This window comes from Streptomyces sp. CA-278952 (assembly GCF_028747205.1).
Lineage (GTDB): Bacteria > Actinomycetota > Actinomycetes > Streptomycetales > Streptomycetaceae > Streptomyces.
In genome coordinates this window covers 2,111,871-2,127,291 of sequence record NZ_CP112880.1, presented here as the reverse complement: position 1 = coordinate 2,127,291, position 15,421 = coordinate 2,111,871, and the positions used below count along the sequence as shown (strand labels likewise).

The following is a 15,421-nucleotide window of genomic DNA, read 5'->3' as shown; positions in this document are numbered from 1 at the left end:
CCGCCGGAGCCTAGGACGAGCCGCTCAAGCCCGACTGGTGTACAGATCGTGGCCGGGGGCCGATGACGGCCCGGTCCGGGCGCCGCCTCCACAGCGGCCCGGCGCCCGCAGGACGGCGAGCGCGGCCAGTGCGGCCGAGGCCAGGGCGAGCAGGCCGGTGAGGGGCAGCGGAAGCAGGGACAGAGCCAGGGAGCCGAGACCGAAGCCCAGACCCTGCGCCGTGTTGATGAGGGCGAACCCCTCCGACCGCCGGTGCTCGGGCAGGATCGCCTCGGCGAGCAGCGAGTTCATGTTGATCAGAGGGCCGAGGCAGACACCGGCGAGTACGGTCCCGGCGATGACGACGGGCCAGGAGTGGCCCAGACACACCACGAGGGCGGCCCCCGAACCGTAGAGGAGAAGCAGGGCCGCGACCGTGCGCGGCGTTCCCTTCCGGTCGAGGCGCAGGAAGACGAACCCGCCCAGGGTGCTGGCCACACAGAGCACACCGACGATCAACGTGGCGGCGGCGGTTCCGCCGCCCAGCCGTTGCGCGATCGGGAGCACGGCCACCTCGATCCCGCTCGCCACGTGCCCTACGGCGAAGGCGCAGGCGATCCAGCCGAGCAGCGGCAGCAGGAGGGCGCCGCTCCTGGCCGGCCGTACCGCTGGCTTCGCCTCCCTCGTACCCGCGGAGTACACCAGCGGTGCCGCGAGTACGGTGGCGACAGCCATCGCCACGACCGGCCCAAGGGCGGACAGCGTGGCCAGCAGGCCCACCAGCAGCGGACCGCCGACGATGACCACGTCGACCATCATGGTGTTGACCGCGACGGCCCGGGTCAGCAGCGCGGGCCCGACGATGTCCGTGAGCAGGGCCCGCAGTCCGCCGAGCAGGCCGCCCCCCAGGCAGCCGACGAGAGCCGCCAGGGCGAGGCAGACGGCGGAAGGCGCCCCCTGCCACAGCGCGAACAGCACCGTCAGACAGGCCGGCCCCCGCAGGACGAGCAGGACCCGCAGGGCGAGGACCGGGCCGAAGCGGTCCAGCATCCGGCCCACCGGTACGGCGCACATCACTTCGGCCACCACGATCGTGGCGACGATGGCGGCGCCCAGCTCGTAGGTCCCGGACAGGGCGACGCTGAGTGAGGTGAAGGCGAGGGGCGCCATGGCGATGGGGAGTCTGGTCAGCTGTGCGCTCGCCGACCAGCGCCAGTAGCCACCGCACCGGGCCAGGCCCGGTGTGGTGGCCCGGGGGGACTGAGGGGGCGCAGCCACGTCGGATCCTCCGTCGTCCGGTGTTCCTCGGTCCCGTCACGTTGCCGGTCGGCACCGTCGCTCCGCTATCGGTATCCCGTGGGACGTGTCGTACGCTCCCTGGGCGACATCGGACTCGGCGGGAGGATCTGTACCAAGGAGCCGGGTTACGAGATCCGGATCGAGGAGGACGAGCTGGATCTCACCGCCTTCGAGCGGGAGGTCGTGGCGGGCATCGAGGCCGCGGGGGACGGTTCGTCGGCCGACTGCGTCCTGTATCTGCGCAGGGCTCTCGCGCTGTGGCACGGCGAGCCCAGGACTTTCCTGTCTGTCCCAGGGAGGTTCCAGGGACTTTTCGCCGCGTGAGCGGGGGAGGCCCTGACAGCGCAAAAGACACGAACGCGCTGCTCAGGGCCCGTCCGCCTAGCACTCGATGATGTTGACCGCCAGCCCGCCCCGGGCCGTCTCCTTGTACTTCACGCTCATGTCGGCCCCGGTCTCCTTCATGGTCTTGATGACCTTGTCGAGGGAGACCTTGTGGCTGCCGTCGCCCCGCAGCGCCATCCGCGCCGCGGTGACCGCCTTCACCGCCGCCATGCCGTTGCGCTCGATGCAGGGGATCTGGACGAGGCCGCCGACCGGGTCGCAGGTCAGGCCCAGGTTGTGCTCCATGCCGATCTCGGCGGCGTTCTCCACCTGCTCGGGGGAGCCGCCGAGGACCTCGGCCAGGGCTCCGGCCGCCATGGAGCAGGCGGAGCCGACCTCGCCCTGGCAGCCGACCTCGGCGCCGGAGATCGAGGCGTTCTCCTTGAACAGCATGCCGATCGCACCGGCCGCGAGGAGGAAGCGCACCACGCTGTCCTCCTTCTCCGTCTCGGTGCAGCCGCCGGCCGCGAAGTTCATGTAGTAGTGCAGAACGGCGGGGATGATGCCCGCCGCGCCGTTGGTGGGGGCGGTGACCACGCGGCCGCCCGCCGCGTTCTCCTCGTTGACCGCCATCGCGTACAGAGTGATCCACTCCATCGCGTGGGCCTGCGGGTCGCCCTCGGCGCGCAGCTGGCGGGCCGAGTTCGCGGCGCGGCGGCGGACCTTGAGGCCGCCGGGGAGGATGCCCTCGCGGGACATGCCGCGCGAGACGCAGGCCTGCATGACGCGCCAGATGTCCAGCAGCCCGGAGCGGATCTCCGCCTCGGTGCGCCAGGCCAGCTCGTTCTCCAGCATCATCGAGGAGATCGAGAGACCGGTCTCCCCGGAGAGCCGCAGCAGTTCGTCGCCGGTGCGGAAGGGGTGCTTGAGGACCGTGTCCTCCGGGACGATCGGATTCTCCCCGGCCACCGCGTCCTCGTCGACGACGAAGCCGCCGCCGACCGAGTAGTAGGTCTTCTCCAGGACAGGGGCGCCCTCGGCGTCGTACGCGAGGATCGTCATGCCGTTGGCGTGGTACGGGAGTGCCTTGCGGCGGTGCAGGACCAGGTCCGCGTCGAAGTCGAACGGGATCTCGTGCATGCCCAGCAGGTTGATCCTGCCGCTGCCGCGGATCTCCTCGACCCGGCCGTCGGCGGACTCCACGTCCACGGTCTGGGGCGACTCGCCCTCCAGGCCGAGCAGCACCGCCTTGGGCGTGCCGTGCCCGTGGCCGGTCGCGCCGAGGGAACCGTACAGCTCGGCCCGTATCGAGGCGGTGTGCGCGAGCAGGCCCTCGTTCTTGAGGCGGCGCGCGAACATCCGGGCGGCGCGCATCGGGCCCACCGTGTGGGAGCTGGACGGGCCGATGCCGACCGAGAAGAGGTCGAAGACCGAGATGGCCACGGGAGTACTCCTTGGGGTTGGAAGACGCCGTTGTCTGCCTGGGTGGTGCGGGAACGGGCCGGGTGGTGAGTGGTGCGGGAACGGGCCGGGGTGTGGCCCGCGGGTCAAGCAGGTCGAACGGGTCAAGCAGGTCAAGCAGGTCAAGCGGGTCAAGAAAGGCAAAAGGTGGAGCGGGGGACACGGGTCGGGGCACCGCGCTCACTCTCCTCAGTGTGCGCGGTGCCCCGTCCGAACGTGCAGAACCGCAGGCCAGGCGTTACTTCAGGCCGGGGTACAGCGGGAACTTCTCGGCCAGCGCGACCACGCGGGCCTTGAGGTCGTCCGCGTCGTAGGACGGCTTGAGGGCGGCGGCGATGATCTCCGCGACCTCCGTGAAGTCCTCCACGCCGAAGCCGCGGGTGGCCAGCGCCGGGGTGCCGATCCGCAGGCCCGAGGTGACCATCGGGGGACGCGGGTCGTTCGGGATGGCGTTCCGGTTGACCGTGATGCCCAGCTCGTGGAGCCGGTCCTCGGCCTGCTGGCCGTCCAGCTCCGAGTCGCGCAGGTCGACCAGGACCAGGTGCACGTCCGTGCCGCCGGAGAGGACGGATACGCCCACCTCGGTGACGTCCGGCTGGACCAGGCGCTCGGCCAGGATCCGCGCGCCGTCCAGGGTGCGCTGCTGGCGCTCCTTGAACTCCTCGCCCGCCGCGATCTTGAACGAGACCGCCTTGGCCGCGATCACGTGCTCCAGCGGGCCGCCCTGCTGACCCGGGAAGACCGCGGAGTTGATCTTCTTGGCGAGCTCCTGGGTGGAGAGGATCACGCCGCCGCGCGGACCGCCGAGGGTCTTGTGCGTGGTGGTGGTGACGACATGGGCGTGCGGCACCGGGTTGGGGTGCAGACCGGCCGCGACCAGGCCCGCGAAGTGCGCCATGTCGACCATCAGGTAGGCGCCGACCTCGTCCGCGATGCGGCGGAAGGCGGCGAAGTCCAGCTGGCGCGGGTAGGCGGACCAGCCGGCCACGATGAGCTTCGGCTGGGACTCCTTGGCGAGGCGCTCGACCTCCTCCATGTCCACGGTGCCGCTCTCGTCGACGTGGTACGGGACCACGTTGTAGAGCTTGCCGGAGAAGTTGATCTTCATGCCGTGGGTCAGGTGACCGCCGTGGGCCAGGTTCAGGCCCATGATCGTGTCGCCCGGCTTCAGCAGCGCGAACATCGCGGCGGCGTTCGCCTGGGCGCCGGAGTGCGGCTGCACGTTCGCGGCCTCGGCACCGAACAGGGCCTTGATCCGGTCGATCGCGATCTGCTCGACGACGTCGACGTGCTCACAGCCGCCGTAGTAGCGGCGGCCCGGGTAGCCCTCGGCGTACTTGTTGGTGAGGACGGAGCCCTGTGCCTCCATGACGGCGACCGGAGCGAAGTTCTCCGAGGCGATCATTTCGAGGGTGGACTGCTGACGGTGGAGCTCGGCGTCGACGGCGGCGGCGACGTCCGGGTCCAGCTCGTGGAGGGAGGAGTTCAGAAGCGACATCAGGGGGTCCCTTAAGGTCTCAGTTGCCGGAGAACGCGGTGTACTCGTCGGCGGAGAGCAGGTCGGCCGGCTCCTCCGCGACGCGCACCTTGAACAGCCAGCCGCCCTCGAAGGGAGCGGAGTTCACCAGCGAGGGGTCGTCCACGACGTCCTGGTTGGCCGCCGTCACCTCACCGGTCACCGGCGAGTACAGATCGCTGACGGACTTGGTCGACTCCAGTTCGCCGCAGGTCTCGCCCGCGGTCACCGTGTCGCCGACCTCCGGGAGCTGGGCGAAGACGACGTCACCGAGCGCGTTGGCCGCGTACTCCGTGATGCCGATGGTGGCCACGCCGTCCTCGAGGGCCGACAGCCACTCGTGCTCCTTGCTGTACCGCAGCTGCTGGGGGTTGCTCATGACCTGAATTCTCCTGTACGCGGGGGAGTGCTGATGAACGGTGGTCTTACGGTGTGAGACGGAGGTACGTCACTTCCGTGACGTCTGCGCGCGGCCGGAAGGGCCCGGGAGTCCCGGTCCTTCCGGGAGATCACTTCTGGCGCTTGTAGAACGGCAGCGCGACGACCTCGTACGGCTCGTGCGTGCCCCGGATGTCCACGCCCACGCCCTCGGTGCCCGGGGCGGCGAAGGCCGCGTCCACGTACGCCATGGCGATCGGCTTGCCCAGGGTCGGGGACGGGGCGCCGGAGGTGACCTCGCCGATCACCTTGCCGTCGGCCACGACCGGGAAACCGGCGCGCGGGACCCGGCGGCCCTCGGCGATCAGGCCCACCAGCTTGCGCGGCGGGGCGGTCTCGGCGCGCTCGGCGGCGGCGGTCAGGGCCTCGCGCCCGACGAAGTCGCCCTCCTTCTCGAACTTCACGACCCGGCCCAGGCCCGCGTCGAACGGGGTGAGCGCGGTCGTCAGCTCGTGCCCGTACAGCGGCATGCCCGCCTCCAGGCGCAGCGTGTCCCGGCAGGAGAGCCCGCAGGGGATCAGGCCGTGCGGGGAGCCGGCCTCGGTCAGCGCCCGCCACAGCTGCTCGGCGTGCTCGGGCGCGACGAAGAGTTCAAAGCCGTCCTCGCCGGTGTAGCCGGTACGGGCGATGAGCGCCGGGACCCCGGCGACCGTGCCCGGCAGGCCCGCGTAGTACTTCAGCCCGTCCAGGTCGGCGTCGGTGACGGCCTTCATGATGGCGGGCGATTCCGGACCCTGGACCGCGAGCAGCGCGTACGCGTCCCGGTCGTCGCGCACCTCGGCGTCGAAGCCCCCGGCCCGGGCGGTCAGCGCGTCGAGCACGATCTGCGCGTTGCCCGCGTTGGCGACGACCATGTATTCGGCCTCGCCCAGGCGGTAGACGATCAGGTCGTCCACGATCCCGCCGTCCTCCTGGACGATCATCGTGTAGCGGGCCCGGCCGTTGCCGACGGTGGCGATGTTGCCCACCAGCGCGTAGCTCAGGAAGGCAGCGGCCTCGGGCCCGGTGACGGTGATCTCGCCCATGTGCGACAGGTCGAAGAGACCGGCCCGGGTGCGCACGGCGTTGTGCTCGTCGCGCTCACTGGCGTACCGCAGGGGCATGTCCCAGCCCGCGAAGTCGGTCATGGTGGCGCCGAGCGAGCGGTGCGATGCGTCGAGGGCGGTAAGACGGGGGGCAGTGCTCATGGAACGGCTCCAGGGCATGACGACGTCAGGACGAATCCTCCCCATCTGTCATCGGAACCTGAGAGGTTCGCCGATAGCCCCCGACGGGGTATGCCCCTGGAGGGCGCCCCGGATCAGGGGGCTCGGCTTGCACCTTGGGTGGAGCCGCGGAACGGCTCGCTTTTCAGATCTGCCTCATCCACGCGGTACGGGGCCTGAGAGATTCAAGGGAGGATCTTGCTCCTTCGGCGCCCGGCTCACACTGTGGCCGGAACTCTCCCGCGCGGATTCGAACGGCCGGTATGCAGTTGGCGGGGTCATCATCGCATGCATTGCGGGAGAGTGGGGGGGTCCGGCCCCCGCGCAGGTGAAGACGGCGACGACAGGCCGCGGGCCGCTTGTGCCGCATTGCCTTTTCTTTACACTTCAGGGGCAGGCGTGGGGGACACGACGGCAGGGGGATGGGCGATGACGTTGCAGCGGTCGGCACCGACCGCGGGGGTCGCGCACGGCGCGATGCCCGCACAGCCCGGAGCTCCCGCGCGGGAGCTGCTGACGCAGGGCGCGCCGGTGGTACGCGACCTGCGCGGGCGCACCGCCTGCGGCCCGTACAGCCTCGACCTCACCGCCGGTGACGTCGTCGTGGTCTCCGGACTCCCCGGCAGCGGGAAGTCGACCCTCATCCGGCGGGCCGCGCAGGGCCGCGCGATCGACTCCCAGAACACCCGCGACAGCTGGGCCGCCGCCCTGCCCCGCTTACTGCCCTACGCCCTCTACCGCCCCCTGGTCCGCGCCGCGCACTACCTCGGCCTCTGGAGCGCCCTGCGCTCCGGTGAATCCGTCGTCGTGCACGACTGCGGCACCCAGACCTGGGTACGCCGCTGGCTCGCCCGGCACGCCGTGAGCCGGGGCCGCACCCTCCATCTGGTCCTGCTCGACGTGACGCCCGAGGTGGCGCGGCAGGGGCAGCGCGAGCGTGGGCGCGGCGTCTCCGGCTACGCCTTCGCCCGCCACCGGCACGCGGTCGCCCGGCTGCTCCGCGACACCGAACAGGGGCTGCTGCCCGCCGGCTGCACCTCCGCGGTGCTGCTGGACCGCGAGGCCGCAGGAGCGCTCGACCGGATCTCCTTCACGGCCGCCGCGGCCTCCACCGCCCGCTGACGGTTAAGGTGCTGGCCGGAGCAGAGGCCGCCGGGCGCGGCCGAGGCGGTGGAGAGAGGGCACAGAGGCAGTGGACATTCCGGCACCCGCACCGGCACACCCCCAGCAGGGGTGGCCCGCCAACGAGCTCGAAGAGGTGCTGACGGCCTCGCTCGGCGTCCCCGACGCGGGCGGCCGCCTCGTCGAGGTGCTCGGCCGCAGCTCCGTCTGGGTGCCGCTGCCGAACGGCGGCACCCCCGCCAGCGCGGACCTCGACCTGCCGATGATGGAGATCGACGGCGCGGCCTTCGTCCCCGTCTTCAGCTCCGAGGCCCAGTTCCTCAGCTGCGTCGGCGGCCACATGTCCTTCACCGTCGCGCCCGCCCGCGACTTCGCCCGGGGCCTGCCCCCCCAGGTCGGCATCGCCGTGAATCCGGGCGGCGCGGTCGGCATACCGCTTCCGCCGCCCGCCGTCGCCGAGCTCTGCCGGGCCGGCCGCACCGCCCTGGACGGGCCCGCCACCGGCGGCCGGGTCCGGCTGTTCGAGCCGGACTGGCAGCACGACCCGGTCGACTTCCTCACCGCGGTGTCCGAGGAGTTCGAGGCCACCGGAGTGGTGAGCACCGCACGCCGGGCGCTGGCCAGCATCGAGGGCGGCGACCCCGTCCTCTTCGTCGGCGTCGAGTTCGCCACCTGGGACGGCGCGGGACAGAGCGCGCCCATGGACGCCATCGGCCGCGCGCTCGGCCGGGTCCAGGTGCCCTGGCCGGTCAACCTGGTCCTTCTCGACGTGGCGGAGGACCTCGTCGGCGACTGGATGCGGGAGAAGGTGCGCCCGTTCTACCGGCGCGAGGGCCACTGACCCACCGCCGTGAGGACCGCTGACGGCAGAGGGACCCGGCACCGCCGGACCAGGGCGTCAAGTCGGTGCCGGAATCGGCGCATAAGCTGGTTTGATGGCGTGGTCGATCCCGTGCGCCCGGGAGCGGTGGCGCGAACGCGACGGATCGACACGCGACGGATCGACGAGGGGCGGAACCCAGGGTGAGTGCGTCAGGCACCGCGGCGGCCAGTGGGGCCTTCCCCGATCGGGCGGAGTCGAGTGCCTCGGGGAAGGTCGAGCACCTGCTGCGCCAGGTGACCCCGGGGCGTTACGACGCCTACGAGGCGCTGCTCGCAGCGGTCGCCGAGGGCCGGGTCCGGATGCTCCTCTGGCACGGCACGGCCGGCTCACCGGACGCCCAGTACGGGAACATGGAGATCGACGGCCTGGGCTACGCCCCCTGCGTCACCTCCGCCCAGGAGCTCTCCGCCAGTGGCTGGAACCGGGCCCACGAGCTGGTCACCGGACGCGACATCGCCCGCGCCCTGTTCCCCGACCGCTGGGGCATCTGGCTCAATCCGCACGCCCCCGGCGGCGGCGTCGGCATTCCCTGGCTCGACCTGCGGCGCATCGCCACCGGCCTGGACCGGCTGCCCGCCGGACCGCTCCGGCTCTCCGACCCCGCCATCGAACTCCCGCAGTTCTACGCCCTGCTCACCCAGAACGCCCACCGCACCCCCGCGATCCGCTCCCTGCGCCGCGCCTGGGTGCACCCCGCGGTCGGCGTCCCGTATCTCGCGATCGGCCTGGACCTCTACGACACCGGCCGCGCCTCCGTCGCAGCGGTGCGGGAGATGATGCGGCAGTCGGTCGGCGCGGTCCCCGAGGGGCTGCCCGTCTCCACCGTCGCCCTGTCCGACGAGTACGACCCGGTCGGCATGTGGCTGCGCGCGAACGCCCGCCCCTTCTACGACCGCGAGGCCCACGCCCCCGCCGGTCCGCCGCCCCTCGCCGCCCCCGGATACGGCTACCCGCCCCAGCCCCGCTGACTGCTCCGGGCGGGACCCGGGCTTCCGTCCGAAACATGCGGGGCCCGCGGGGTCCTGGTCACCCTCCGTCGAACACCCCACGATGCCGGGTTTGTTGACCGCCCACGTGAGGATGTCCCGGAACTGGACGGTTTGGTAACTGTCCGGGTCTCGACTAGGTCTCACCGCTATCCGGACTGTTCTCTTGCGGCAGGCACCGTCTGTAGTGTGCGGCCATCAAACCTCACCACATGGCGAACCAGGGGTGGACCCATGCGCATATTCAAGTCCCGGGCTGTCCGGGCGGTCACGACAGCGGTCGCTGTCGCTCTGATCGCCACGGGCTGTTCCAGCGAGCGGGACGAGGGCGGCTCCAAGGGGGGCGAGAAGGACACCTTCGTCTTCGCCGGAGCCGGTGACCCCGGTTCCCTCGACCCGGCCCTCGCGAGCGACGGCGAGACGTTCCGCGTCACCCGCCAGGCCTTCGAGGCGCTCCTGGAGCACGAGCCCGGTGGGAGCAAGCTCATCGGCGGCCTCGCCGAGAAGTGGTCGAGCGACCCGGCCGGCAAGGTCTGGACGTTCAACCTGCGCCAGGGCGTGAAGTTCCACGACGGCGAGGCGTTCAACGCCGCCGCGGTCTGCGCGAACTACGACCACTGGTTCAACTGGAAGGGCACGTACCAGTCCAGCGCGGTCTCCTACTACTGGCAGACCATCATGGGCGGGTTCGCGAAGAACGAGGACGCCGAGGCGCCCAAGCCCAACTACAAGTCCTGCACCGCCAAGGACGACAACACGGCCGTCATCGAGGTGAACGAGCCCTCGGCGAACCTGCCGGGCGGGTTCTCCCTCCAGGCGCTGGCGATCCACTCGCCGAAGGCCATCAAGGAGTACGAGAAGCAGGACGCGAGCGCCAAGGGCGACGCGATCACGTACCCCAAGTACAGCCAGGAGGCCGGCACGGTCGCCGGCACCGGCCCGTACAAGATCACGAAGTGGAACAAGGGCAACAAGGAAGTCTCCCTCACGCGCTTCGACGGCTACTGGGGCGACAAGGCCAAGGTGAAGAACCTGGTCTTCCGCACCATCTCCACCGAGGAGACCCGCCGCCAGGCGCTCCAGGCGGGTGACATCGACGGCTACGACCTGGTCGCGCCGGCCGATGTGACGACGCTGGAGAAGGAGGGTTACGAGGTCCCGACCCGTGACGTCTTCAACATCTTCTACCTCGGCATGAGCCAGTCGGCGAACCCGGCGCTGAAGAAGCCCGAGGTCCGTCAGGCGATCACGCACGCCATCGACCGCGAGAACCTCGTCAACACCCAGCTGCCCGAGGGCGGCAAGGTCGCGACCCAGTTCATGCCCGACACGGTCGCCGGCTACTCGGACAAGGTGAAGACGTACCCGTTCGACACCGCCAAGGCGAAGGACCTCCTCAAGCAGGCCGGTGCGGAGAAGCTCACCATCGACTTCTGCTACCCGACCGAGGTCACCCGCCCGTACATGCCTGCCCCGCAGGACATGTTCGAGCTGATGAAGGCCGACCTGGAGAAGGCCGGCATCACCGTCAAGCCGAAGGCCATGAAGTGGGCCCCGGACTACCTGGACGCCACCGAGGCGGGCTCCTGCGCCCTGCACATGCTCGGCTGGACCGGTGACTTCAACGACGGCTACAACTTCATCGGCACCTGGTTCGCCGGGCCCGACAAGCAGTGGGGCTTCAAGGACCAGAAGGTCTTCGACGCCGTGAACGCCGCCTCCGAGGTCACCGACCCGGCCGCCCGCACCGCGGCGTACCAGAAGGCCAACGAGGCGATCGCGGAGTACGTCCCGGGCGTGCCGATCTCGTCGTCGCCGCCGGCCATCGCGTTCGCCAAGAACGTCAACCCGCCGAAGGTCTCCCCGCTGACGCAGGAGAACTTCGCCGAGGTCTCCTTCAAGTAATCGCACACCAGCGGGTCCGCCCGGCCACAGCAACCAGGTGGCCGGGCGGACCCGCATCGACGCACGTGAGAAAGGGGCATGCGGGGTGCTGCGACTCGTCGTCAGAAGACTTCTCCAGCTCATTCCCACCCTGCTCGGCCTGTCGGTCCTGCTGTTCCTCTGGCTGAACCGACTGCCCGGCGGACCCGCCTCAGCGATCCTGGGCGAGCGGGCCACCGAAGCCGAAGTAGCGAGAATCAACAGGGCACTCGGGCTCGACGAGCCGGTCCACGTCCAGTACTGGCGGTTCCTCAAGCGCATCTTCGAGCTCGATCTCGGAACCTCCACCCAGACCGGCCAGCCGGTGTGGGACGAATTCACCCTGCGCTTCCCGGCCACCGTGGAGCTCAGCGTCGCCGCGATCCTGATCGCCGTGGTCGTGGGCATCCCGATGGGCTACCTGGCGGCCAAGCACCGCGGTGGCTGGCTGGACGTAGCCTCCGTCTCCGGATCGCTGCTCGGCATCTGCATCCCGGTCTTCTTCCTGGCCATGCTGCTGCGCGGGATCTTCTCCGTGGAGCTGGGCTGGTTCCCGAGCCAGGGCCGGCTCGACACCGGCATCAACGCCACCGACGTCACCGGATTCGCGGTCCTCGACGGCCTGTTGACGGGCGAGTTCGACGCCAGCTGGGACGCGATCATGCACTTGGTCCTGCCCTCCGTCGCCCTCGCCTCGATCCCGCTCGCCGTCATCGTCCGGATGACCCGCGCCAGCGTCCTGGAGGTACTCGGCGAGGACTACATCCGCACCGCCGAGTCCAAGGGCCTCGACAAGAGGACCGTCCGCGGGCGCCACGTACTGCGCAACGCCCTGCTGCCCGTGATCACCGCGGTCGGCCTGCTGACCGGCAGCCTGCTCTCCGGTGCGGTGCTCACCGAGTCCGTCTTCGACTTCGGCGGCATCGGCTCCTTCATCCGTACCGCGATCGACGGCCGCGACTACCCGGTCCTCGTCGGGTTCATTCTCTTCATCGCGATGGTGTACGTGCTGATCAACCTGCTGGTCGACCTCGCGTACAGCATCATCGACCCGAGAGTGCGGGTGCACTGACGTGACGATCCTGACCAACAAAGCAGACAAGATCGACCGTCTCGCCGAGCTCACCCAGAGCTCCGAGACCGTCACCGGCACCAGCCTGTGGCGCGAGGCGTTCCGCCGGATGCGCTCCAGCAAGATGGCGATCATCGGCGCGGCGATCATCGCCACGTTCGTTCTCGTCGCCGTCGTCGGACCGATGCTGGCCCCGCACGGAGCCACCGCGCAGAACTGGCGCAGCGAGGTCTTCCCCAACCAGGGCAAGTTCATCGGCATGCGCGGCGAGAACTGGTTCGGCCTGGACCACCTGGGCCGCGACATGTTCTCCCGCTGGCTCGTCGGGGCCCGGCAGACGCTGCTCGTCGGTGTCGTCTCCATGCTCATCGGGCTGATCATCGGCGCGCTGGTCGGTGTGGGCTCCGGAGCCGCCGCCACCCTCGGCGGCAAGGTCGGCCAGCGCGTCGACACCGTGATCATGCGTTTCACCGACATCATGCTGTCGCTGCCCTCGCTGCTGCTCGCGGTCTCCATCGCCGCGGTCCTCGGCCAGTCGCTGACCACCGTGATGATCGCCGTGGGTGTCGTCCAGATCCCCATCTTCGCCCGCCTGCTGCGTGGTTCGATGCTGGTCCAGGGCGGCGCGGACTACGTGCTCGCCGCGAAGGCGGTCGGCATCCGGCGCAAGCGGATCGTGCTCACGCAGATCCTGCCGAACTCGCTGAGCCCGGTGATCGTCCAGGCCACGCTGAGTCTGGCCACCGCGATCATCGAGGCCGCGGCCCTCTCCTACCTGGGGCTCGGCAACCCCGACCCGGCCATTCCCGAGTGGGGCGTGATGCTCTCCCAGGCGCAGCGCTTCTTCGACAACGAGCCGATGATGGCCGCCTACCCGGCCGTCGGGATCATCATCACCGCCCTCGGCTTCACCCTGCTCGGCGAGGCCATGCGCGAAGCCCTCGACCCGAAGTTGCGAGGCTGAAGTCCTATGTCACTGCTCTCCGTTGAGGAACTCAGCGTCACCTTCACCGCCCGCGGCCGCAAGGACGCCACGGCCGTGGACGGCGTCTCCTTCGAGGTCGACCAGGGCCAGGTCGTGGGCCTGGTCGGCGAGTCGGGCTGCGGCAAGTCCGTCACCTCCCTCGCCCTGATGGGGCTGCTGCCCCGCAAGGGCGCGCGCGTCGGCGGCCGTGCCGAGTTCGACGGCCAGAACCTGCTGACCATGAACGAGCGCAAGCTGCGCGATCTGCGCGGCAGCCAGCTCGCGATGATCTTCCAGGACCCGCTCTCCTCGCTGAACCCGGTCGTCCCCATCGGGATCCAGGTCACCGAGATCCTCCAGCGCCACCGCGGGCTGAAGGGCGAGAAGGCCCGCAAGGAAGCCGTTTCCCTGCTCGACCGGGTCGGCATCCCCGACCCGGACCGGCGGCTCAAGGAGTACCCGCACCAGCTCTCCGGCGGTATGCGCCAGCGGGCGCTGATCGCCATGGCGGTCGCCTGCGCCCCCCGTCTGCTGATCGCCGACGAGCCGACGACGGCACTCGATGTGACCATCCAGGCGCAGATCCTGGAGCTCCTGAAGGAGCTGGTCGACCAGGAGGGCACCGCCCTGCTGATGATCACGCACGACCTCGGCGTCGTCGCCGGCCTCTGCGACGAGGTCAACGTCCTGTACGCGGGACGGGCGGTGGAATCGGCGGGCCGCCGCGAGCTGTTCGCCCACCCCACCCACCCGTACGCGCACGGGCTGCTCGGCTCCATCCCGCGGCTGGACGCGCCGCGCGGCGAGCCGTTGCACCCGATCCGCGGGTCCATCAACGACAAGATCGCCTGGGCCGACGGCTGCGCGTTCGCGCCCCGGTGCGACCACTACACGATGGAGTGCCTCACCGGCACTCCCGAACTGACCGAACCACGCACGGCCGGACACCAGGTGCGCTGCGTCAACCCGGTCCTGCCCGAGGCGGAGGTCCCGGCATGAGCCTTCTCGAACTGGACGGCGTCAAAGTCCACTTCCCGGTCAAGAAGGGCCTCTTCTTCGACCGTACGGTGGGCCACGTCTACGCGGTCGACGGCGTCTCGCTGAGCGTCGAGGCCGGTCAGACGTACGGGCTGGTCGGCGAGTCGGGCTGCGGCAAGACGACGCTCGGCCGCGCGGTCCTGCGGCTGAACGACATCACCGAGGGCGCGGTCGTCTTCGACGGCACCGACCTGGCGAAGCTGCCCTCCGAGGAGATGCGGACCTTCCGCCGCCGCCTCCAGATGGTCTTCCAGGACCCGCTGGGCAGCCTCAACCCCCGGCAGAACATCGAGTCCATCCTCGCCGAGGGCATGGCCGCCCACGGCATCGGGAAGGACGCGGCGGAGCGCCGGAAGAAGATCGAGTCCATCCTCGCCAAGGTCGGCCTGCCGTCCAACGCGATGTCCCGCTACCCGCACGAGTTCTCCGGCGGCCAGCGCCAGCGCATCGGCATCGCCCGCGCGCTGGTGCTGGAGCCGGACGTGATCATCTGCGACGAGCCGGTCTCCGCGCTGGACGTCTCGGTCCAGGCGCAGGTGATCAACCTGCTGGAGGAGCTCCAGGAGTCGCTGGGTCTGACCTACCTGGTCATCGCGCACGACCTCGCCGTGGTCCGGCACATCTCGGACGTCATCGGGGTGATGTACCTCGGCGGGCTCGTCGAGGAGGCCCCGAGCGACGCGCTGTACGCGGGGCCCCGGCACCCGTACACCAAGGCGCTGATGTCGGCGGTCCCGGTGCCCGACCCCGAGGTCGAGGACCGCCGCGAGCGGATCCTCCTCCACGGCGACCTGCCCTCGCCGGCGAACCCGCCGACCGGCTGCCGGTTCCACACCCGCTGCCCGTGGGTGCAGGAGACCAAGTGCGCCACGGAGCGTCCGCCGCTGCTGGACACCGGCGACGGGCACAAGGTGGCCTGCCACTTCACGGCCGAGATCGAGGCCGGGACGGTGACGCAGACCCTGGCCACCGGCATCGAGGCGGTCACCGGCACGGAAACGGTGGCGGCCGAAGCGGTGGAGACCGCGGAGGGCGAGGCCGAGGCTCCGGCGAAGGAGCCCGTGACCGTACCGGCCCAGGCCCACGCGGGCGCCACGGAGAAGGCGGTGGACGCCACGGAGAAGGCGGTGGACGCACCGGAGAAGGCTGCGGACGCCCCGGAGAAGGCGGTGGACGCCACGGAACAGACGGAGGCCAGCCCGAAGGCCTAG

At 70.5% G+C, this 15,421-nt stretch carries 14 protein-coding genes and 1 riboswitch; of the genes, 9 read left to right on the top strand and 5 right to left on the bottom strand.

The features are described from left to right. Positions 1 to 24 precede the first annotated feature (24 nt). Positions 25 to 1,257, bottom strand: coding sequence for an MFS transporter (locus tag N7925_RS09215; protein ID WP_274343592.1), 1,233 nt, complete (start codon positions 1,255 to 1,257; stop codon positions 25 to 27). Positions 1,258 to 1,335: 78 nt separating this feature from the next. Here N7925_RS09215 and N7925_RS09210 point away from each other — a divergent pair, with 78 nt between their 5' ends. Next, positions 1,336 to 1,602 carry a BTAD domain-containing putative transcriptional regulator gene (locus N7925_RS09210; protein ID WP_274343591.1) on the top strand — a complete coding sequence of 89 codons (267 nt, stop codon included), beginning with the start codon at positions 1,336 to 1,338 and terminating at the stop codon, positions 1,600 to 1,602. 57 nt (positions 1,603 to 1,659) lie between these two features. Here the strand turns inward: N7925_RS09210 and N7925_RS09205 are convergent, their stop codons facing one another. The 4 genes from N7925_RS09205 to gcvT all read right to left on the bottom strand — a co-directional run bounded on the left by N7925_RS09205 (position 1,660) and on the right by gcvT (position 6,204). Continuing rightward, the gene (locus N7925_RS09205; protein WP_265599186.1) at positions 1,660 to 3,045 is read right to left on the bottom strand and encodes an L-serine ammonia-lyase; all 1,386 of its coding nucleotides are present in this window, start codon (positions 3,043 to 3,045) and stop codon (positions 1,660 to 1,662) included. Positions 3,046 to 3,301: 256 nt separating this feature from the next. After that, entirely contained in the window at positions 3,302 to 4,561 is a 1,260-nt protein-coding gene (gene glyA, locus N7925_RS09200; protein ID WP_265599185.1) for a serine hydroxymethyltransferase, read from the bottom strand. Positions 4,562 to 4,580: 19 nt separating this feature from the next. After that, complete coding sequence (gene gcvH / locus N7925_RS09195; RefSeq protein WP_007457159.1) at positions 4,581 to 4,958, bottom strand: glycine cleavage system protein GcvH; 378 nt, start codon at positions 4,956 to 4,958, stop codon at positions 4,581 to 4,583. 130 nt (positions 4,959 to 5,088) lie between these two features. Beyond that, entirely contained in the window at positions 5,089 to 6,204 is a 1,116-nt protein-coding gene (gene gcvT / locus N7925_RS09190; RefSeq protein WP_274343590.1) for a glycine cleavage system aminomethyltransferase GcvT, read from the bottom strand. A gap of 173 nt (positions 6,205 to 6,377) precedes the next feature. Continuing rightward, positions 6,378 to 6,475: riboswitch (glycine riboswitch) on the bottom strand. 176 nt (positions 6,476 to 6,651) lie between these two features. Between gcvT and N7925_RS09185 the strand changes: the two genes are divergently transcribed. From N7925_RS09185 to N7925_RS09150, 8 genes are all read left to right on the top strand, one after another. After that, a complete protein-coding gene (locus N7925_RS09185) occupies positions 6,652 to 7,344 on the top strand; it encodes an AAA family ATPase (protein WP_274343589.1) in 693 nt (230 codons plus the stop codon). Positions 7,345 to 7,414: 70 nt separating this feature from the next. Further along, on the top strand, positions 7,415 to 8,185 hold the full coding sequence (locus N7925_RS09180) for an enhanced serine sensitivity protein SseB (protein WP_274343588.1): 771 nt from the start codon (positions 7,415 to 7,417) through the stop codon (positions 8,183 to 8,185). Between the two features lie 182 nt (positions 8,186 to 8,367). After that, positions 8,368 to 9,195, top strand: coding sequence for an enhanced serine sensitivity protein SseB C-terminal domain-containing protein (locus N7925_RS09175; protein WP_416222883.1), 828 nt, complete (start codon positions 8,368 to 8,370; stop codon positions 9,193 to 9,195). 252 nt (positions 9,196 to 9,447) lie between these two features. Then, positions 9,448 to 11,118, top strand: coding sequence for an ABC transporter substrate-binding protein (locus N7925_RS09170; protein WP_274343587.1), 1,671 nt, complete (start codon positions 9,448 to 9,450; stop codon positions 11,116 to 11,118). Between the two features lie 85 nt (positions 11,119 to 11,203). Further along, positions 11,204 to 12,208 carry an ABC transporter permease gene (locus tag N7925_RS09165; RefSeq protein ID WP_265599180.1) on the top strand — a complete coding sequence of 335 codons (1,005 nt, stop codon included), beginning with the start codon at positions 11,204 to 11,206 and terminating at the stop codon, positions 12,206 to 12,208. 1 nt (position 12,209) lies between these two features. Next, positions 12,210 to 13,172: an ABC transporter permease gene (locus N7925_RS09160; RefSeq protein WP_265599179.1), complete on the top strand. Its 963-nt coding sequence runs from the start codon at positions 12,210 to 12,212 to the stop codon at positions 13,170 to 13,172. Positions 13,173 to 13,178: 6 nt separating this feature from the next. After that, positions 13,179 to 14,171: an ABC transporter ATP-binding protein gene (locus N7925_RS09155; RefSeq protein ID WP_265599178.1), complete on the top strand. Its 993-nt coding sequence runs from the start codon at positions 13,179 to 13,181 to the stop codon at positions 14,169 to 14,171. Next, positions 14,168 to 15,421 (top strand): ABC transporter ATP-binding protein, encoded by a 1,254-nt coding sequence (locus N7925_RS09150; RefSeq protein ID WP_274343586.1) that lies wholly within the window; start codon positions 14,168 to 14,170, stop codon positions 15,419 to 15,421. Before N7925_RS09155 ends, N7925_RS09150 begins: the two co-directional genes overlap by 4 nt.

Excerpts from the sequence above, each read along its gene's own strand:
- gcvH (WP_007457159.1), bottom strand. The coding sequence starts at position 4,958 with ATGAGCAACCCCCAGCAGCTGCGGTACAGCAAGGAGCACGAGTGGCTG.
- glyA (WP_265599185.1), bottom strand. The coding sequence starts at position 4,561 with ATGTCGCTTCTGAACTCCTCCCTCCACGAGCTGGACCCGGACGTCGCC.
- gcvT (WP_274343590.1), bottom strand. The coding sequence starts at position 6,204 with ATGAGCACTGCCCCCCGTCTTACCGCCCTCGACGCATCGCACCGCTCG.
- N7925_RS09185 (WP_274343589.1), top strand. The coding sequence starts at position 6,652 with ATGACGTTGCAGCGGTCGGCACCGACCGCGGGGGTCGCGCACGGCGCG.
- N7925_RS09150 (WP_274343586.1), top strand. The coding sequence starts at position 14,168 with ATGAGCCTTCTCGAACTGGACGGCGTCAAAGTCCACTTCCCGGTCAAG.
- N7925_RS09155 (WP_265599178.1), top strand. The coding sequence starts at position 13,179 with ATGTCACTGCTCTCCGTTGAGGAACTCAGCGTCACCTTCACCGCCCGC.
- N7925_RS09170 (WP_274343587.1), top strand. The coding sequence starts at position 9,448 with ATGCGCATATTCAAGTCCCGGGCTGTCCGGGCGGTCACGACAGCGGTC.